Annotated in this window: 17 protein-coding genes; 16 read left to right on the top strand and 1 reads right to left on the bottom strand. The window is 55.1% G+C overall.

All coding sequences use genetic code 11. The features are described from left to right. The first annotated feature begins 181 nt into the window (after positions 1-181). From ACI7RC_RS26815 to ACI7RC_RS26740, 16 genes are all read left to right on the top strand, one after another. Positions 182-601, top strand: coding sequence for a transcriptional regulator GutM (locus tag ACI7RC_RS26815; RefSeq protein ID WP_408111226.1), 420 nt, complete (start codon positions 182-184; stop codon positions 599-601). Between the two features lie 83 nt (positions 602-684). Further along, a complete protein-coding gene (gene srlA, locus ACI7RC_RS26810) occupies positions 685-1,218 on the top strand; it encodes a PTS glucitol/sorbitol transporter subunit IIC (protein WP_408111225.1) in 534 nt (177 codons plus the stop codon). A 21-nt stretch (positions 1,219-1,239) separates the two neighbouring features. Then, a complete protein-coding gene (gene srlE, locus ACI7RC_RS26805; RefSeq protein WP_408111224.1) occupies positions 1,240-2,274 on the top strand; it encodes a PTS glucitol/sorbitol transporter subunit IIB in 1,035 nt (344 codons plus the stop codon). A 29-nt stretch (positions 2,275-2,303) separates the two neighbouring features. Then, a complete protein-coding gene (locus tag ACI7RC_RS26800) occupies positions 2,304-2,669 on the top strand; it encodes a PTS glucitol/sorbitol transporter subunit IIA (RefSeq protein WP_408111223.1) in 366 nt (121 codons plus the stop codon). 40 nt (positions 2,670-2,709) lie between these two features. Beyond that, complete coding sequence (locus tag ACI7RC_RS26795; RefSeq protein ID WP_408111222.1) at positions 2,710-4,002, top strand: NAD(P)H-dependent oxidoreductase; 1,293 nt, start codon at positions 2,710-2,712, stop codon at positions 4,000-4,002. A gap of 97 nt (positions 4,003-4,099) precedes the next feature. Continuing rightward, the gene (locus ACI7RC_RS26790) at positions 4,100-5,056 is read left to right on the top strand and encodes a sugar-binding transcriptional regulator (protein ID WP_408111221.1); all 957 of its coding nucleotides are present in this window, start codon (positions 4,100-4,102) and stop codon (positions 5,054-5,056) included. 3 nt (positions 5,057-5,059) lie between these two features. Further along, on the top strand, positions 5,060-5,401 hold the full coding sequence (locus ACI7RC_RS26785; protein WP_408111220.1) for a hypothetical protein: 342 nt from the start codon (positions 5,060-5,062) through the stop codon (positions 5,399-5,401). Between the two features lie 225 nt (positions 5,402-5,626). Beyond that, positions 5,627-7,627 (top strand): beta-propeller domain-containing protein, encoded by a 2,001-nt coding sequence (locus ACI7RC_RS26780; RefSeq protein WP_408111219.1) that lies wholly within the window; start codon positions 5,627-5,629, stop codon positions 7,625-7,627. Between the two features lie 430 nt (positions 7,628-8,057). Further along, entirely contained in the window at positions 8,058-8,600 is a 543-nt protein-coding gene (locus ACI7RC_RS26775; protein WP_408111218.1) for a helix-turn-helix domain-containing protein, read from the top strand. A gap of 30 nt (positions 8,601-8,630) precedes the next feature. Then, positions 8,631-10,676 (top strand): hydantoinase/oxoprolinase family protein, encoded by a 2,046-nt coding sequence (locus ACI7RC_RS26770; RefSeq protein ID WP_408111217.1) that lies wholly within the window; start codon positions 8,631-8,633, stop codon positions 10,674-10,676. Beyond that, the gene (locus ACI7RC_RS26765; protein ID WP_408111216.1) at positions 10,677-12,446 is read left to right on the top strand and encodes a hydantoinase B/oxoprolinase family protein; all 1,770 of its coding nucleotides are present in this window, start codon (positions 10,677-10,679) and stop codon (positions 12,444-12,446) included. It abuts the gene before it with no gap. Then, positions 12,439-13,206 (top strand): aspartate/glutamate racemase family protein, encoded by a 768-nt coding sequence (locus ACI7RC_RS26760; RefSeq protein ID WP_408111215.1) that lies wholly within the window; start codon positions 12,439-12,441, stop codon positions 13,204-13,206. Before ACI7RC_RS26765 ends, ACI7RC_RS26760 begins: the two co-directional genes overlap by 8 nt. 14 nt (positions 13,207-13,220) lie before the next feature. After that, positions 13,221-14,558 carry an MFS transporter gene (locus tag ACI7RC_RS26755; protein ID WP_408111214.1) on the top strand — a complete coding sequence of 446 codons (1,338 nt, stop codon included), beginning with the start codon at positions 13,221-13,223 and terminating at the stop codon, positions 14,556-14,558. A gap of 75 nt (positions 14,559-14,633) precedes the next feature. Beyond that, positions 14,634-15,725, top strand: a complete 1,092-nt coding sequence (locus ACI7RC_RS26750; RefSeq protein WP_408111213.1) for an S-methyl thiohydantoin desulfurase family protein — start codon at positions 14,634-14,636, stop codon at positions 15,723-15,725. Between the two features lie 125 nt (positions 15,726-15,850). Beyond that, complete coding sequence (locus ACI7RC_RS26745) at positions 15,851-16,294, top strand: hypothetical protein (RefSeq protein WP_408111212.1); 444 nt, start codon at positions 15,851-15,853, stop codon at positions 16,292-16,294. Further along, entirely contained in the window at positions 16,290-16,505 is a 216-nt protein-coding gene (locus ACI7RC_RS26740; protein WP_408111227.1) for a type II toxin-antitoxin system RelE/ParE family toxin, read from the top strand. The genes ACI7RC_RS26745 and ACI7RC_RS26740 overlap by 5 nt, the downstream gene beginning before the upstream one ends. Positions 16,506-16,750: 245 nt before the next feature. Here the strand turns inward: ACI7RC_RS26740 and ACI7RC_RS26735 are convergent. Then, a partial coding sequence (locus tag ACI7RC_RS26735) for a zinc ribbon domain-containing protein (protein WP_408111211.1) occupies positions 16,751-17,049 on the bottom strand: 299 nt, incomplete at its 5' end.

Genomic DNA, 17,049 nt, shown 5'->3' with positions numbered 1-17,049 from the left:
CCTTATCCTGCATGACGAAGTACCTCAGCGTCTGCATCCGGCATTGGCCTCGGTAAAAGTGTCTGCTGAGAAGAACCGGCTTCTTCGAAAGGGCTTCATTAAAAACTTTTCTTATTGACGAGCATGGTGATGGCGTTTACAATTGTAAGTAGATAGAACATTTGAAAACAGGGGGGTGGTAATGTTGGCACAGTGGGGCGTATTTATTGCCATCTTCGTCGGTTTATGGTTTTTGCAAATCGGGCTAACGGTCGTTCAGTCAAATCACTTCAAGCAGCAATTTCACGAAATGCGGCAGCAGGTATCCGGATTTTTGGGCGTAGGTGTCAGTAAAAAGCGCTTTGGCACAGGAGCCGTAGTGATTTTGGTGACAGATGAGCACGGCCAGGTGACGAGATGCAGGCAGATGGCTGGCGTTTCCGTCTTTGCGAGATTCCGGGAAGTTTCCGGACTGACCGGCAAATCGATTGAAGAGTGTCGCGTCGCTGCTCCCAAAGGGCCAAAACAAATCGCGCTTAACATGGCGATTGACAAGATTAAGCAAGAACAAGCGAAACAACAGGAAGTGGAAGTTGAAGTTGCAGCAGAGCGAATTGGATAAGACAATGGGGCCGCGGGCCAGATGGAAAGCCATCTGGTTTTTTTCATCTACAGCTCCCCAGTATTTGAGAGGAGGACAAATAAATGGATTTCTTCGTACATCTTGCAGAAGGATTCATTGGCATGTTTCAAAAAGGCGGGGAACAATTTGTAGGCCTTGTCACAGGCATTATTCCTACACTTATTTGTTTAATTACCGCCGTAAACGCTTTCATCAAATTTGTCGGGGAAGAGCGAATTGAGCGCTTCGCCAGAATGTGTACCGGCAACATCATTCTCCGGTACACGGTGTTTCCGGTCTTGTCCATGTTTTTCTTGACCAACCCGATGGCCTACACCTTCGGCAGATTTTTGCCGGAGCATCAAAAGCCGGCGTTTTACGATTCAACCGTTTCGTTTTGTCACCCGATTACCGGGCTGTTCCCGCACGCCAATCCGGCTGAGCTGTTTGTCTACATGGGGATCGCCACCGGAATCACCAACCTCGGCTTGTCGCTAGGGCCGCTGGCCATGCGCTACTTCCTGGTAGGGATCGTCGTCATCCTGATCCGCGGTGTGATTACTGAGTACATCACCAAAATGATGATCCGGCGCAAGGAAGCGCAGGCAACTGTTTAAGGAGCGGGGAGGAGAACGAATATGAGCAATTACCGTGCCGTAAAGGTGTCGCGAGGATCTGGCGGCTGGGGAGGCCCGCTGCAGATACTGCCGACAGACGAAAAGAAATACATCGCATCCGTCACCGGCGGCGGAATTCATCCGGTCGCCGAAAAGATTGCTGAATTGACCGGCGGTGTCGCCGTTGACGCCTTCAGCTCGAAAGTAGAGCCGAGCGAGATGGCGTGCGTCGTCATCGACTGCGGCGGGACGGCCCGCTGCGGCGTCTACCCCAAATTGGGCGTACTGACCGTCGACGTCACCCCGGCTTCGCCATCCGGTCCGCTGGTCAACTTTATCAAAGAGACCAACTTTGTCTCCGGAGTCAAACCGAATCACATCGAATCAACTGATGGAGCTGCCGCACCGGAAGCGTCGACCGCACCGGCGCAAGAAGCGTCCAGCGACAACAAGGGCAAGACGGCAAAAGAATTGAAAGACGAAGCGAAGGCCAAGGTCGCCGAGATGAAACAAGGCAAAAAGCCAAACTTCATCGAGAAAGTGGGCCGTGCCATGGGCGGCGTGGTCGGGGTCTTCTACCAGGCTGGCCGCGACACGATCGAGCAGGTCATCAAGAACGTCCTGCCGTTCATGGCTTTCGTCAGCACCCTGATCGGGATTATCCTCTACACCGGTATCGGCGATATTATGGCCCATGTCATCTCGCCGCTGGCCGGCAACCTGATCGGCCTGTTGATCATCTCGATTATCGCGGCGCTGCCGTTCCTGTCACCGCTGCTCGGACCTGGTGCCGTTATCGCCCAGGTAGTCGGGGTGCTGATCGGTGTCGAGATCGGCCGCGGAAATATTCCCCCGCAGTTGGCGCTGCCGGCCCTGTTCGCGATCAACCCGCAGGTTGGCTGCGACTTCGTTCCCGTCGGTTTGACGCTGGGTGAAGCAAAGCCGGAAACGATTGAGGTGGGTGTTCCCGCCGTGTTGATCTCCCGGCAGTTTACCGGACCGATCGCTGTCGTGATCGCCTATCTGGCCAGCTTTGGTCTGTACAGCGGACAGTAAAAACGCATTTCAGCATGAGGAGGCTCACTATGAGAGGATTGTTTGAAGGCAAGGTAACGAAAATTGGCGACATGGTGCCTGACTTTATTCAGGCTGCTACCCTGATCATTTTCAATAACGACGTTCCCGAGGAACTGCATGACATGGCCGTCTTGCACACGAAGTCGGCCGCGACGGAGACGGTCCAGACAGGCGATGTGCTGCTGATCGATGATCAGGCTTTCCGGGTGACCAGCGTCGGCGACAAAGCCAATGAGACGCTGAAAGATATCGGTCACTGCACGATCAAGTTCGACGGCAGCAGCAGCCCGGAGCTGCCCGGGATCATTCACGTTGAACAAAAAGAGATTCCCCAGATCCAGTTGGACACAGTGTTGAAGTTCATCCGCGAGTAGACAAGACGTCGAATCACAAATAGGAGAGGGAGAGATTACCATGCTAGGATTGAAAAGACGATTGAGTGCGTTGGCAAAAGAAGGCGGCCAAATTCGCGTCGGCCTGATCGGCGCGGGCCAAATGGGCCGAGGGCTGATCTCGCAGATTGAGGCCATGGTGGGAATGAGAGTGGTCGTAACAGCGGACATCTTCCCTGAAAACGCCAAAAACGCCTACCTGAAAGCGCGCGTAGCGGCAGCTCAGATCAAAGAAACCAATGACCTCGATGAAGCAGACAAGCAGATCGCCGCTGGCTGCGTGGTCGTGACGAGCAATGCCATGATGGTCACCCGCCTGCAAAACGTCGACGTGATCGTCGATGCCACCGGGATCCCGAACATCGGGGCGCAAATCGCCTGGGACGCGATCATGAACAAAAAGCACATCGTCATGCTGAACGTCGAGGCGGATGTGACGGTCGGCCCGCTGCTTAAAGAAATGGCTGACGCGGCCGATGTCGTCTACACCGGCTCTGCCGGCGACGAACCGGGCGTCATCATGGAGCTGTACGATTTTGCCGATGCGCTGGGCTTTGAGGTTGTCGCGCTGGGGAAAGGGAAGAACAACCCGCTCAACCATCAAGCCAACCCGGACACGGCCAAAGCCGAGGCTCAGGCAAAAGGATCAAGCCCGAAAATGCTGGCTTCCTTCCAAGACGGAACAAAAACGATGGTTGAGATGACGGCAGTGGCGAACGCTACCGGATTTGTGCCGGATATCCCGGGCATGCACGGCCCGGCGGCCACCGTTAACGAACTGCCGGCGATGATGACGACGAAAGAGAACGGCGGGATTCTGAACCGGACCAAAATCGTCGAATTCGTCAACGGCATCGCACCTGGTGTCTTTGCGATCATCACTTCCTCGATGGAAGAAGTTCACCACGAGATGAAGTACCTGAAAATGGGCGACGGACCCAACTACATCCTGTACCGCCCTTACCATTTGACCAGTCTGGAAACGCCGCTGTCCGTAGCTCGGGCCTTCCTGGACAAGGAGCCTTCGATCGCCCCGTACTACGGTATGGTGGCTGAGACGGTAGCCGTCGCCAAGAAGCCGTTGCAAGCAGGGGAAGCGCTGGACACCATCGGCGGATTCACCGCTTACGGCCGCATCGTCACAGCGGAAGACAAACAGAAAATGAACGCTCTGCCAATCGGTCTGATCGGACCGAACATCCGCTTGACCCGCAGCGTCGCACAGGGTGAAGTCATTACCTACGACGATGTGGAATTTACCGAGACAAACATGATCCTGCAGCTTCGCCAGCTGATGGACCTGAAGGCGAAATAATGAGCATGAAAGGGAAGACATTACCTGTCTTCCTTTTCTCATTAGCATGTTCTGGTATAATAGGAAGAGAATAAACAGATACAAATGAGGGATTCGGATGGATAACTGGACAGAAAAAAGGGAACTGGTACGCATAGCCAAGCTGTACTATTTCAATGGGTTGACACAAGCGGAGATCGCAAAAAAAGTCGGAGTTTCCCGTCCGGTTATTTCTAAGATGCTGCAGAGAGCAAAGGATTTGGGGATTGTCGATATCATCATCAAGGATGAAACGGTGAACATCGTGGAGCTGGAGCACCAGCTGGAAAACAAGTTTGACCTGGACGAGGTCTACGTCGTCCCCGTCGGCGGCAACGACAACGACGAGGTTATCAAGCAGCTGGTGGCCAACGTGGCGGCCCACCACTTCGCCAAGTGGATGAAAGACAAGAAGCGGATCGGCATCTCCTGGGGGACGACGCTGTACCACATGGTCAACCAGCTTCCCTACGACAAGAGCAAAGGGGTAAAGATCTACCCGCTGGTCGGTGGAATTGGCCGGCATCGAATTGAGATTCACGCCAATCAGTTAGCCTATGAATTGTCTAAAAAGCTGGGCGCCACCTGCGAGTTCTTGTACGCCCCGGCGATTGTCGAGAGCATCGAGTTGAAAAAGCAGCTGCTCGAATCGACGGAAATCCGCACCCTTTTGGAAGAGATGAAAAAGGTGGATATCGCCGTTCTGGGTATCGGAAATCCGTACGAGTCGACAATGGTAGAGATGGGATATCTGAAAGCGGAAGATATTGCCGAGCTGAGGGAAAACGCAGCGGTCTGTGACATCGGTTCGCGGTTTATCAACCAGAGCGGACAGGAGATCGAGACCCTGCTCAACAGCAAGGTGATCGGCATCGAGTTGGCCGATCTGAAAAGCATTCCTACGACCGTCTGCGTCGTTTCCGGCGTCAACAAGGTGGACGCGATCCACGGGGCGCTGAACGGGAAGTACTTCGACAAACTGGTTCTGGACGAGTTGACTGCAGCGGAGTTGCTGAAGAGGTGTACGGAGGTGTGAAACGTGAACGAGACGAGGTTTGATACGGAGTTTTACTGCACCAATTGCTTGGCGGAATCACCTCATACGGTCATCTATGTCAATGACATTTTGTATAAGGTGACGTGCAAGACATGCGGGAAGGAGAGCATCATCCATCCCGACCTGCCCAAAGAGATCTACAGCCGCTACTTCGACCGCATCCTATCCAAACCCAAACGGATCACCAAAGAGTTCAGGCAGGACATGAGCCACTTTTTATCCTCCCTGCCGTACCGCCTGCTGAGCAAATCCTTCCGGACCTACCGGGAGCTGAAAGAGATCTACAAGTACATGCACAAGCACGATAAACCCGAAGATAAATAGTGAGCGGCTGCGGCACCTGCGTCCGGCTCCCGCCCAACAGTTGTGCACAAGCGCCCATGGCCTCTTTCCAAGGTCGTGGGCGTTTTTTTCGCTTCGCCTGGACAATCGGAATGCATCCATTCGTGATCGAGAAGGAAGATCCGTTCAGCGAAGGCTTACTGGCGGTTTCCCATTGGAACGAATTTCCTCCTGCAGTCGTCAAACGGGTAAAACAGGAGGTGTCGTATGAAACGATTTTCCTTTCCGTGGTTTTTGCTGTTGACTGGACTGCTTACAGTTGGCCTTACATCGGCGTTTGTACTGGGGACTGCACGCCCGTCTGGAAACTTGGCGCTGCCGAATCTGTACCCTTCGACCGATACGGCCTTGGCGGCAGCCGACACGCTTCCCGTCGTCGGTTCTGCCGCGAAGCTGAAACAACTCCTCGGGGAGATGGAGCTTTCGGAGCGCTACCTGATAAAAAGGGGGAACTTTGATACCGTCGAAATCATGGAGAAGAGCTCCGCAGGCGCTGCCCCCGTGGCCGCACAAACCGAAAGCAATAGCAAAGCCGACTTCTCCGCCACTAATGTGCAGGTAGCCGGTGTCGATGAAGCAGATGTGGTAAAAACGGACGGAGCTTACATCTATCTGGCGGGCGAACAGCGGATCGCGCTGGTCAAAGCCTATCCGGCGGAAGAGATGAAGGTCGTCAGCACCATCGACTACTCCGCAGACGATTTCCGTCCGCAAGAACTGTACGTAGACGGCGGGCACCTCGTGGTCATCGGCCAGGTGCAGCGTCAGGAGGTCAAACGCCCGTATGGACAGATGGGTGTAAAAGCTATCGTCTACGACATCCGCAACAAAGAAAAACCTGCCCAGGTCAGGGAAGTTGAACTGGAGGGGAACTACCTCTCTTCGCGAAAAATCGGCTCTTCGCTGTACATCGTGACCAACAAGTATCTGGACTATGTCCCTATCCTCATGGGCGGGAAGGAGCCGTCGGCACCCGTCTACCGCGACTCGGCCGTAACCGGAGGTTCCGCCGTCATCAAGTGGGACGACATCCGCTACTTCCCCGCATCTAAGGAACCCAACTACCTGTTTGTAGCCGGAGTTGCTCTCGATAAACCGGATCAGCCGGCTGACGTTTCCGCCTACCTCGGTTCCGGTGAAACGGTGTACGCCTCGCCGCAAAATTTGTACGTGGTCGTCAGCCGCTACAGCTACCCTGGAGCTGGAGAGAAACCGGAGGAGATTGGGAAACGCGGATTTGCCCCCTCCCCAGACGTGGACCTCAGCAGCACGATTTACAAATTTGCCTTGAAACAGGGAAAGACCGTCTATTCAGGAAGCGGCGAAGTCCCCGGACACGTTCTCAACCAGTTCTCCCTGGACGAACATGCGGGTTACTTGCGGATCGCCGCGACATCAGGAGAGATCTGGCGGAACGATGAACGGACTTCCAAAAACAACTTGTACGTTCTTGACGACAAGTTGACCATGACCGGAAAACTGGAGGGACTGGCTCCGGGAGAAAAAATCTACTCCGTCCGCTTCATGGGCAGCCGCGGCTACGTGGTAACATTCAAGCAAGTGGATCCGCTGTTTGTCATTGATCTGAAAGACCCCAAGAAGCCTTCCGTACTGGGAGCCCTGAAAATCCCCGGTTACAGCGATTACCTGCACCCGTATGATGAAAATCACATCATCGGCTTCGGCAAGGATACGGTGGTATTCGATCGCAAAGACGGAACGGAGCGGAGCTTTGCCCCTGTTGCCTTGTACCAGGGAATGAAAATGGCGATGTTCGACGTAAGCGATGTCAGCCATCCGGTGGAGAAGTGGAAGGAAATCATCGGCGACCGGGGAACCGATTCCGAGCTTTTACACAACCACAAAGCCTTGCTGTTTTCCAAGGAAAAGAATCTGCTCGCCTTCCCCGTCACGGTCATGGAGATTCCAAAACAGCAGAAGGATGATCCCGCGCAATACGGCCGTTTCGCTTTCCAGGGGGCGTACGTATACCGGATCGACCCTGCTTCCGGCTTCAAACTCCAGGCCAAAATCACCCATCTGACCGAACAGGACCGCTTGAAGTCCGGAGACGGCTGGTACGACAGCTTAAAAAATGTGGAGCGAATTCTCTATATCGACGATACGCTGTATACGGTATCAAAGGCAATGATCCAAGCAAACGATCTCAACCGCTTCGATACGAAAGGGAAACTTACTCTTCCCTAGTAAAGGAAGAAAAAGGAAGGGGACAGCCCAAGCAGGGCTGCCTCTTCCCTTTTTTTACGGCGAAAAGCCGCGAGAAACCGAAAAAAATGGAGTGAGCGCAGGCCTTGGCAAGCCATCCCAGTCGGAACGGAAAAAAACGGCACACGCTTGTCGACCAAACGCTGCGTTGAGCTTCTCCCAGTCCTTTTTGGTTGACGTGCCGTTTTTTGGAGTGGAGACGGACATCCCCCGCTTCCCCGCAGGCGTGCCACGAACGAAGCGAACCCATTTTTTTCGGTTTCCCTCCTCAATGCCCTCCAAAATTACATTATGGCAATAATTTTTATTGTAATATCAAAATAAATTATAGTAATATTGTAATCAATCCGTAATAGAAAGAATATTTCTCATCGTACTACTATTTCCTAAATGGGAGTGAAAGGAAAAAGAAATGGAAGAAATCCACAAAAAAATAAAAGACTTGCGCATCCAAAACGGCCTGACCTTAAAAGACCTCAGCGAACGGACAAACCTCTCCGTCAGCTTTCTCTCGCAAATCGAGCGGGGAGCATCTTCAGTCGCCATCACTTCGCTGAAAAAAATCGCCGACTCATTCGGCGTCAGCATGTCGTCCTTTTTTGAAGAACAAGCCCAGTCTAATTACCACGTCAAAACCGAACAGCAAAAAGCGTTTCGCGTGGAAAATTCAGCGACGTCGTTTGTCCGCCTGGGCGGGGATTTTCCCAAGCGCTCGCTGGAGCCGCTGATCGTCACGCTGGCCCCCAACCAGAGGAGAGAGCAGACGTTCAGCCATCCCGGAGAAGAGTTTTACTACGTACTCAGCGGTGCGGTTTTGTTTGAAGTAGACGGCGCTGAGTACTTCGTCCGGCAGGGGGATTCGATCCATTTTCCCTCCCATCTCCCCCATGAGTACGAAAATCCGCTAAGCGAAGAGTCGACCTTGTTGTGCGTGCTGACACCTGTCATTTTCTGACAGAAAATCAAATAGAAAGGAAGAAGCCCCATGAGAGTTGCAACAGATATCGGAGGAACTTTCACCGACCTCGTGTACGTCGATGACCAAGGGGAAATCGGCGTGGCCAAAAGCCCGACTACGCCGCCCCACTTTGAGCAGGGCGTAATCGATGTAATCGAAGCGAGCGGGGTAGACAAACAGGCGATCGAGACCTTTATCCACGGGTCTACGGTGATCATTAACGCCTTGACCGAGCGCAAAGGAGTGAGGACGGGCCTCATCACGACGAAAGGGTTTCGCGACGTCTTGGAGATCGCCCGGGGAAACCGGCCCGACTTGTTTAATATCCGCTATGCAAAACCGGCTCCGTTCGTTCCCCGGTATTTGCGGCTGGAGGTGACGGAGCGCCTGAACTACCTGGGCGAGATTGTGGAGCCGCTCGACGGCGAACAGGTGCGGGAGGCGGTGGAGCAGTTTCGGCAGGAAGGCGTCGAGGCGATTGCCATTTGCTATTTGCACGCATATGCCAACCCCGTTCACGAACAGGAGACGGCCGCGATCATCAAGCGGCTTTGGCCAGAGGTATTCGTCACGGCTTCCCACGAGGTGACGAACGAATGGCGGGAATACGAGCGCACCAATACGGCCGTACTGAATTCCTACGTCAAGCCGACGGCTGCTTCCTACATCGATCGGCTGCAGGAGAAGCTGCGGACGAGCGGCGTGGACAGCCGCAACTACATCATGCAGTCCAACGGCGGCACCACCAGCTTCAACCAGGCCAAGGAAGCGCCGATCAACATGGTGGAATCGGGACCGGTCGCTGGCGTGTACGGCGCGGCGGTACTGGGGGAGATCATCGGCGAGACCAATCTGATCGCCTTTGACATCGGCGGCACCACGGCCAAGTGCTCGCTGATCGACAAGGGAGAAGTAAAGATCACCACCGATTACTACATCGAACGGACCAAGCACAGTGCCGGGTATCCGATCAAGGTGCCGGTCGTCGACATCGTCGAGATCGGCAACGGCGGCGGTTCGATCGCCTGGACTGACGAAGCCGGATCGTTAAAAGTGGGACCGCAGTCCGCCGGAGCGCTGCCGGGGCCTGTCGCTTACGGGCTGGGCGGCACAGAGCCGACGACGACGGATGCGAATCTCCTCATCGGCCGGCTGGCGGCGAGAAACTTTGGCTATCGCGTCGATTTGGCCAAGGTGGAGCAAGCGATTCGGGACAAGGTGGCCAAGCGCTTCGGCATGTCCGTGGAAGAAGCGGCACTGGGGATCATCCGTATCGCCGATTCCAACATGTTGAACGCATTAAAGCTGGTCTCGGTGCGCAAAGGCTACGATCCGCGGGACTTCACCCTGGTGGCCTTCGGCGGTGGCGGTCCGATGCACGCGCCGATCCTGGCCAGGGAATTGGGGGTCAAAAAGGTGATCGTGCCCACGGCTTCTTCCGTCTTTTCCGCATGGGGGATGCTGATGACCGACCTGCGCCGCGATTACATCCAGACCTACATCAAGCGGTTTGGCGATCTGGACACGGGCGAGCTGACCCGGGCATGGCAGTCGATCGAGTCACAAGCCCTCAGACAGTACGAAACGGAAGGGATCGCCCCAGGCGACATCATGCTGGCCCGGTTCGTCGATATGCGCTACGCCGGCCAGGAGCATACGGTAAAGGTTCCGGCGCCGGGCGGCGAATGGGGAAGCCGCACTCTTTCCGAACTCGTCGAGAGGTTTCACAGCCTGCATGAGCAGACGTACACGTTCAAGCTGGAGCAGGCGGAAGCAGAGATCGTCAACCTTCATGTAACCGCTTTCGGCAAGGTAAAAAAACCGCTCTTAAAGAAACTGGACCCGCAGGAGCGGTACCGTGAGACGGCGCTCATCGAACGGCGTCCCGTCTATTTCGAAGGGGAAGGCTGGATGGAAACAGAGGTGTACGACCGGGGAGCCATGGCTCCGGGAACCGGCATCGAGGGGCCCGCGATCATCGAGGAGAAATCCACTTCTACCGTGCTGCATCCCGGACAGAAGCTGGTCGTGGACGAATACGGCAATCTCATCATTCACACAGGGGTGAAATAAATGACGCAGACAAGAGTAGATCCGTTCAGCCTGGAGATCGTCAAGGATTCGCTGGTCGCGATCGGGGATGAGATGTTTTACACCCTGGGACGCACCTCGATGAGTCCGATTATCTACGAAGTGCTGGATTACGCTTGCGGCCTGACCGATGCCAAAGGGCAGCTGCTCACACAGGGGCACGGCGTAGCGGGGTTTATCGGCATGCTTAGCTTTATGGTGCGCGACGTGTTGCAGAAATTCGGCGGCAAGCTTCAGCCCGGGGACGTCATCATCATCAACGATCCGTACAGCGGCGGAGGTTCCCACCTCTCTGATGTCGGCTTGGTCATGCCGATCTTTTACGAAGGGGAGATTGTCGCCTTTTCCGCCAACAAGGCGCACTGGACAGAGGTGGGCGGGAAGGATCCGGGTTCATTTACCAACGACGCGACCGAAATCTTTCAGGAAGGCCTGCAGTTTCCCTGCATCAAGCTGTTTGACGCCGGCGTGATCAATCAGGCGCTGGTCGACTTGATCCAGGCCAATGTCCGCTTCCCTGACTTGTCATTGGGGGATATGTGGGCACAGGTGGCCGCCCTGCGGACGGGCGAGCGACGGTTTTACGAGCTGTGCGAACGGCATGGAAAAGAGGTAGTGCTCGCTTCTATTGACCATTTGCTGGCCCACGGCGAACAGCTCGCCCGCAAGGAGCTGGCGGCGCTGCCCAAGGGAACGTATGAGGCGGTAGACTACATTGACAGCGACGGCATGGGCAACGGCCCGTTTCGGATTCAGGTCAAAGTGACGATTACCGACGAGAAGTTCATCTGCGATTTTCGCGGCAGCCATCCCCAGGTGCTGGGGCCGATCAACTGCTCGTACACGTCCTTGGTGACAGACGTGCGAACCATTTTCCTGGCGATTACCAACCCCTCCCAGGACATCAATGACGGCGTGTTCCGCCCGCTCGAAGTCATCACCGATCCCGGCCTGATCTTCTCAGCGCAGCGCCCGGCGCCGACATCCAATTACTGGGAGAGTGGTTCGGCAGGCGGGGATCTCGTCTGGAAGGCGCTGGCGCCCGTGCTGCCCCATCGCCTGACGGCGGGTCACTTCCTCTCTGTCTGCGCCGTGACGCTGTCGGGCAGGCATCACGTCACCGGCGACCCTTTCCTGATCGTCGAGCCTTCGGTCGGCGGCTGGGGAGCCGGCGAGGGCATGGATGGCGCCCGCGGACAGTTTTGCATCGGCGATGGCGAAACGTACAACATGCCGGTAGAAATCGCAGAAACGCGCTACGGAGTGATGGTCGACGAGTACAGTTTGCGCTGTGACGGGGCGGGTGCCGGCGAATACATCGGCGGTTCCGGCGTGGTCCGGTCGTATCGGGCCCTGTCCGACAACCAGACGGTGACGGTGACATTTGGCCGGCACAAATTCCTGCCGTGGGGGGTGAGGGGCGGGGAAGCCGGATCGCCCAATGAATTTACTGTCGAAAAAGCAAATGGCGAAATCGACGGACCGTTCGGTATCTACCCCCGCTACCCTTTGAACAAGGGAGATGTCGTCAGGCTTGTTACGGCGACAGGCGGCGGATACGGCCACCCGTTTGACCGGCCCGCGGAAAAAGTGGCGCTCGATGCGAAAAATGGGTACATCTCCATCGGGCAGGCCGAGCAGAAATTTGGCGTAACCGTCCATCCAGCCACGTATGAGGTGCTCGCGGAGACTGCCGAACGCCGTGCATACCAAAGCCGGAGCCGGCAAGGAGAGCGGACAGCCAATGAGTAAAAGGGTGCTGTATATCGACCCCGTGTACAATGACGACTACCTGGGGATGTTTCAAGAGCACTTCGACCGCATCAAAGAGGCGGATACCCTCGTCGACGTCGTCTCGCTTGGCGCAGGACAGGGGCCGGAACACCTGGAGTACAACTGTTACGAAGTGATGGTCGTGCCCGACATCCTCCGGGCAGTGAAACAGGCGGACGCGGCAGGTTACGATGCCGCCATCATCGGATGCTTTTACGACCCGGCACTGCGAGCGTGCCGGGAAATCTCCAAAAACATGGCAGTGACCGCGCCGGCGGAAGCTTCCCTGCACATCGCCGCAACGCTGGGGGAGAGCATCTCCATCATTGTCGGACGACAGAAGTGGATCCCGGAAATGAAGGAAAACGTGCACAAATACGGTTTCGGGGACAAGCTGGCTTCCTTTAAACCACTGGAGCTGGGCGTGCTCGACTTTCAGCGGGATCACGCCGAGACACTGAAAAGAATCCGCACAGCCGCAGCCGAAGCGATCGAGCGGGACGGGGCGGATGTGATCATTCTGGGCTGTACGGCCGAGCTTGGCTTTTTCGAGCAGCTGCAGCAGGAACTGGGGGTTCCCGTTCTCGACGTCAGCCTGGCTTCGCTGAAATACGCCGAGTTTTTAGCCGGTCTAAAACAAAAACTGAGCTGGGGCCACAGCAAGCGGGTCGGGTACCAATCTCCTCCTGACGAAGAAGTCGAAGCTTTTGGTCTGTTCAAAATGAAAGAAAGACGATAAAGGGGCGAATCCGGATGGAAGCATCGAAAAAGGCGGGGACCTCCATCAAAGTGGGGGAGTTGTTTGAACGAATGCCGTTTACCAGGCGGCATCTGTTTGTCGGAATCGTGTTATTCATCGTATCGGTCATAGAAGCATGGGAGAACATGCTGATCATTTTTCTCAGCAGTTCGATTGCCGCCGACTTTCACTTGACCCCGGTACAGGAAGGATCGTTGATCGGCTCCATCTATCTGGGGATGATCCCTGGAGCCTACATGTGGGCGATTCTTGCTGACAAGCTGGGGCGCAGAAGGTCGTTGATGTACAGTCTGCTCAGCTTTAGCGTGGTTTCTTTGGTGACTCCTTTTTCCGTCAGTTTTGCCATGATGTATACCGTACGGTTTATTGCCGGGTTAGCGCTTGGGGGCGTGATGGTCTCGGGATATCCTTATTTTGAAGAGATGCTTCCCGTCAAGCAGCGGGGAAAGGGAATCGTCTACCTGTCGGCGGGCTGGCCGCTGGGCACGCTGCTGGCTCTCGGGGCCGCCGGGCTGTTCTTGGAGGGAGACGGACTGATGGCGGGCTGGCGGGGAGCGATTATCTTAAGTTCGCTGGTGGGCTTCTGGGCGTTTATGATCATGAAGATTCCCGAGTCGCCGTACTGGCTGGCAGGAAAAGGCAGGCAGGAAGAAGCGAGAGCGTCGATCGAGTATTTGAGCGAAGGCAAAATCAAGCTGGAGCCGGGCCAGACTGTATGGGTCGAAGCGGCTGAGAAAGAGAGCTATTTCAATATTTTTAGGCGTCGGTTTCTCAAACTGACGAGTCTGCAGACCGTGGTCAATTTCGCGTTTGCCTTTGGTTACTGGGGACTTTACACCTGGCTGCCCACCTTGCTGGAACAGAAGGGGCTGTCGATGTCGCAAAGTTTGGTCTTTATTACCTTATCTACTTTATGCCAGGTTCCCAGCTACATGGTGGCTGCCTGGCTAACGGGAAAATTCGGCCGCAAAAAAGTGATGATCACATTCGTCGCCCTGGCCGTGCTGAGCGGATTTGGCTTTGCCTATTCGGCCAATATGGTCCAAATGTACGTATGCAACTTTGCGCTTGCCTTCTTCAGCTTGGGTGCTTGGGGCGTTTGGAACGCCTGGTTTGGCGAGATTTACCCTACGAGTGTCCGCGTCTCCGGCTACAGCTTCGGCGCCGGTGCCCAGCGTTGGGCCAATACGCTGGCTCCCTCGATCATCGGCATGGTGATCGGACTCGGCTGGGCGTTTAACGCCACGGTCTCGTTCATACAGGTGTTCATGGTCATCACGCTCTGTCTGATCGCGTTCATTCCGGAGATGGAAGGAAAAATCCTGGAGTAATGATTTGGCAAAAACGCCCGCAGCGGCAACGGAATGCAGTTTGTTGGCAGCAGCGAAGAAAGGAGAACAGGAAAATTGCGGACGTTACAGTTACAAGAAGTTGAGGATATCTTGCACGGTGCTTGTATTTTCGGAACGGGCGGCGGCGGGAGCCTGTCAGAAGGACTTGAATTGGTGCGGGGACTATATGGGAAGGGCAAGCAGGTTACCCTTGTCCCGTTGAATGAGGTCGCGGATGATTGGCTGGTCGCCTCCCCGTACTACGTCGGATCGGTGGCGCCGCCGGACGAGGAAGTGGCCAGGGTTCTGTCCGGGCTGCCGACTGCGGAAGCGCACGTATCCACGCTTGCCGCGAGGGCGCTGGAGGCGTATCTGGGCCAGCCGCTGCAAGCCGTGGTGGCTACGGAGCTGGGCGGCAATACGGCTTGCGCGATAGAAGCGGCGATCAGTCTGGGCGTACCGCTGATCGACGCCGACCCCGCCGGAAGGGCCGTCCCTGATCTCGCCCATACGACGTTTCACATCTTCGGCGTCTCCATCTCTCCGTTCGCCCTGGCTAATCGCTACGGCGATACGATCATCGTGACGGAAACGGTCAACCACGGCCATGCCGAACGGATCGCCCGTTCCTTCGCGACGATTTCGGGCAATCTCGCCGGTGTCTGCGACCATCCGGTGAACGGACAGAGGCTGCGGCAATCCGTCATCCCCGGGACCCTGACACAAGCGGAGCGGGTCGGCCAGGCGAGGCGGCTGGCATGCGAAGAGGGGAAATCGCCTGTCGCTGCCGTCATCAAGGCGGGAGGAGGCCAACTGTTGGGCGAAGGGGTGATCCGGGAAGCCCGCTGGCAGGATGTCGGCGGTTTCATCGAGGGAGAGGTCATCATCGATTCCGGCGAGTCATCCCCGCTGTCCATCTGGTTTCGCAACGAGCACATGGTTGCCAGACGCGGCGGAGAGATCGTCTCCGTCATCCCGGAACTGATCACGATTCTCAACCGGAACACAGGCATGCCGATCCTAAACCCCGACTGCCAGGCCGGGATGGAGGTGGCCGTCTTGACCTTCCCTGCCCCGGAGGCTTGGGAGAGCGCAAGAGGACTGGGCATCTTCGGACCGGAGTACATCGGATTGGATCGGAGCGTCTATCCGGCGCAAAAAGTATAGACGTACCCTTGCTGCAGTGCAACGCTGCAGCGGGGGTTTTTTTTGTTATGAGGCGACTATCATATAAGGATGCATCATGTGCCAAGTTAAAATTCCCTCCCTTCGCGAGCGAAAAGAAGATATCCATGCGCTGGCCTTCATTTCCTCTCGACGATTGGGAGGAAACTGCAGAAGCATCATTTGGAATTTGTGAACAAGCGGTAGGAATGGGGAGGGTACCTACATTTCATTCTCCCGATATCTTTTGCTATAATGAACGAGAGGTGATGGTAATGGGTACGTTGAGCGATCAAGCCAAAGCAGAACTTTTCCAAGCCCTTGAAGGTAAGCAATCAGGCCTCTTCACGATCAACGGCAAGCTTGTCTCCGTCGAAGTGGAGAATTTCGAAATACAATTGGAAAATGATCAAGAACTGGATATAGCACAAGAAATTGAAAATGATCCGGAGCTCAAAGCTTCTTTAACCAGGTATATGAACAATCCAGACATGAAAAGATACTCCGCCAGCGAACTGAAGGAGAAGCGCGGCTCTTCATTGGTGGTACACCAAGGAAACCGAACGAATTGACTATATCGATGAAATACTTGCCCCCAATCCATATATTGGTGCACCGGTTACAGGTGGCGCTTTTCATGGTTTTCGCAGAATCATCTACGGCAAGAATAAACATAGGATGCCGAATTATCTGATTTATTATGCGATCCATGAGAATGATCATATTATTGACGTGATTAACATACTACCTTCACGCTCGGAGCGCAGACGAATTCGCAGGTGATATTCCTAGTTCACTTGAGGACCGGCATGCCTCTGTAAGTTAATGAAACGTTAACGCGANCTTACTCGCTAACGCGAGTTGAAGTCGGGGCTTCTTACCATGGGCAACTTCATGTACCTTTTGTAGATAGGGATTTGCCCGATCTACTCCATATCCAAGTACGGGGTATCTGTGAAGTTGCCTTAGTAAGCAACCTATGTCTTTTTAGACATCGGGGGCGGAACAGCCCATCTACTACTTCTTGCCTATGCAATCCGTAGATACTTCCTCTTGCTTTCTACATCAAAATGCAGGAACTTGCCATATAATGCTTGGCTAAGGATATTCCTGGCCCCGTGCAGATCCCGATGCTCGCTGTACCCGCACCTACAGTGATAATTCCTGGAAGTGGTTTTGTTCCGCTTCCCGCAGACAGGACATGTCTGACTCGTATACGATTCATCTACGAGATGGAGGACGATCCCTTCTCGTTCCAGTTTATAGGTCAAATACTGCTTACCCTTGCCCAGGGACCAATTCGACAGCTTCTGCGCCTGCTTGCGAT

The sequence above is a fragment of the Brevibacillus sp. B_LB10_24 genome (assembly GCF_046036945.1).
GTDB lineage: Bacteria > Bacillota > Bacilli > Brevibacillales > Brevibacillaceae > Brevibacillus_C.
This window is presented reverse-complemented; position numbering and strand designations above follow the sequence as displayed.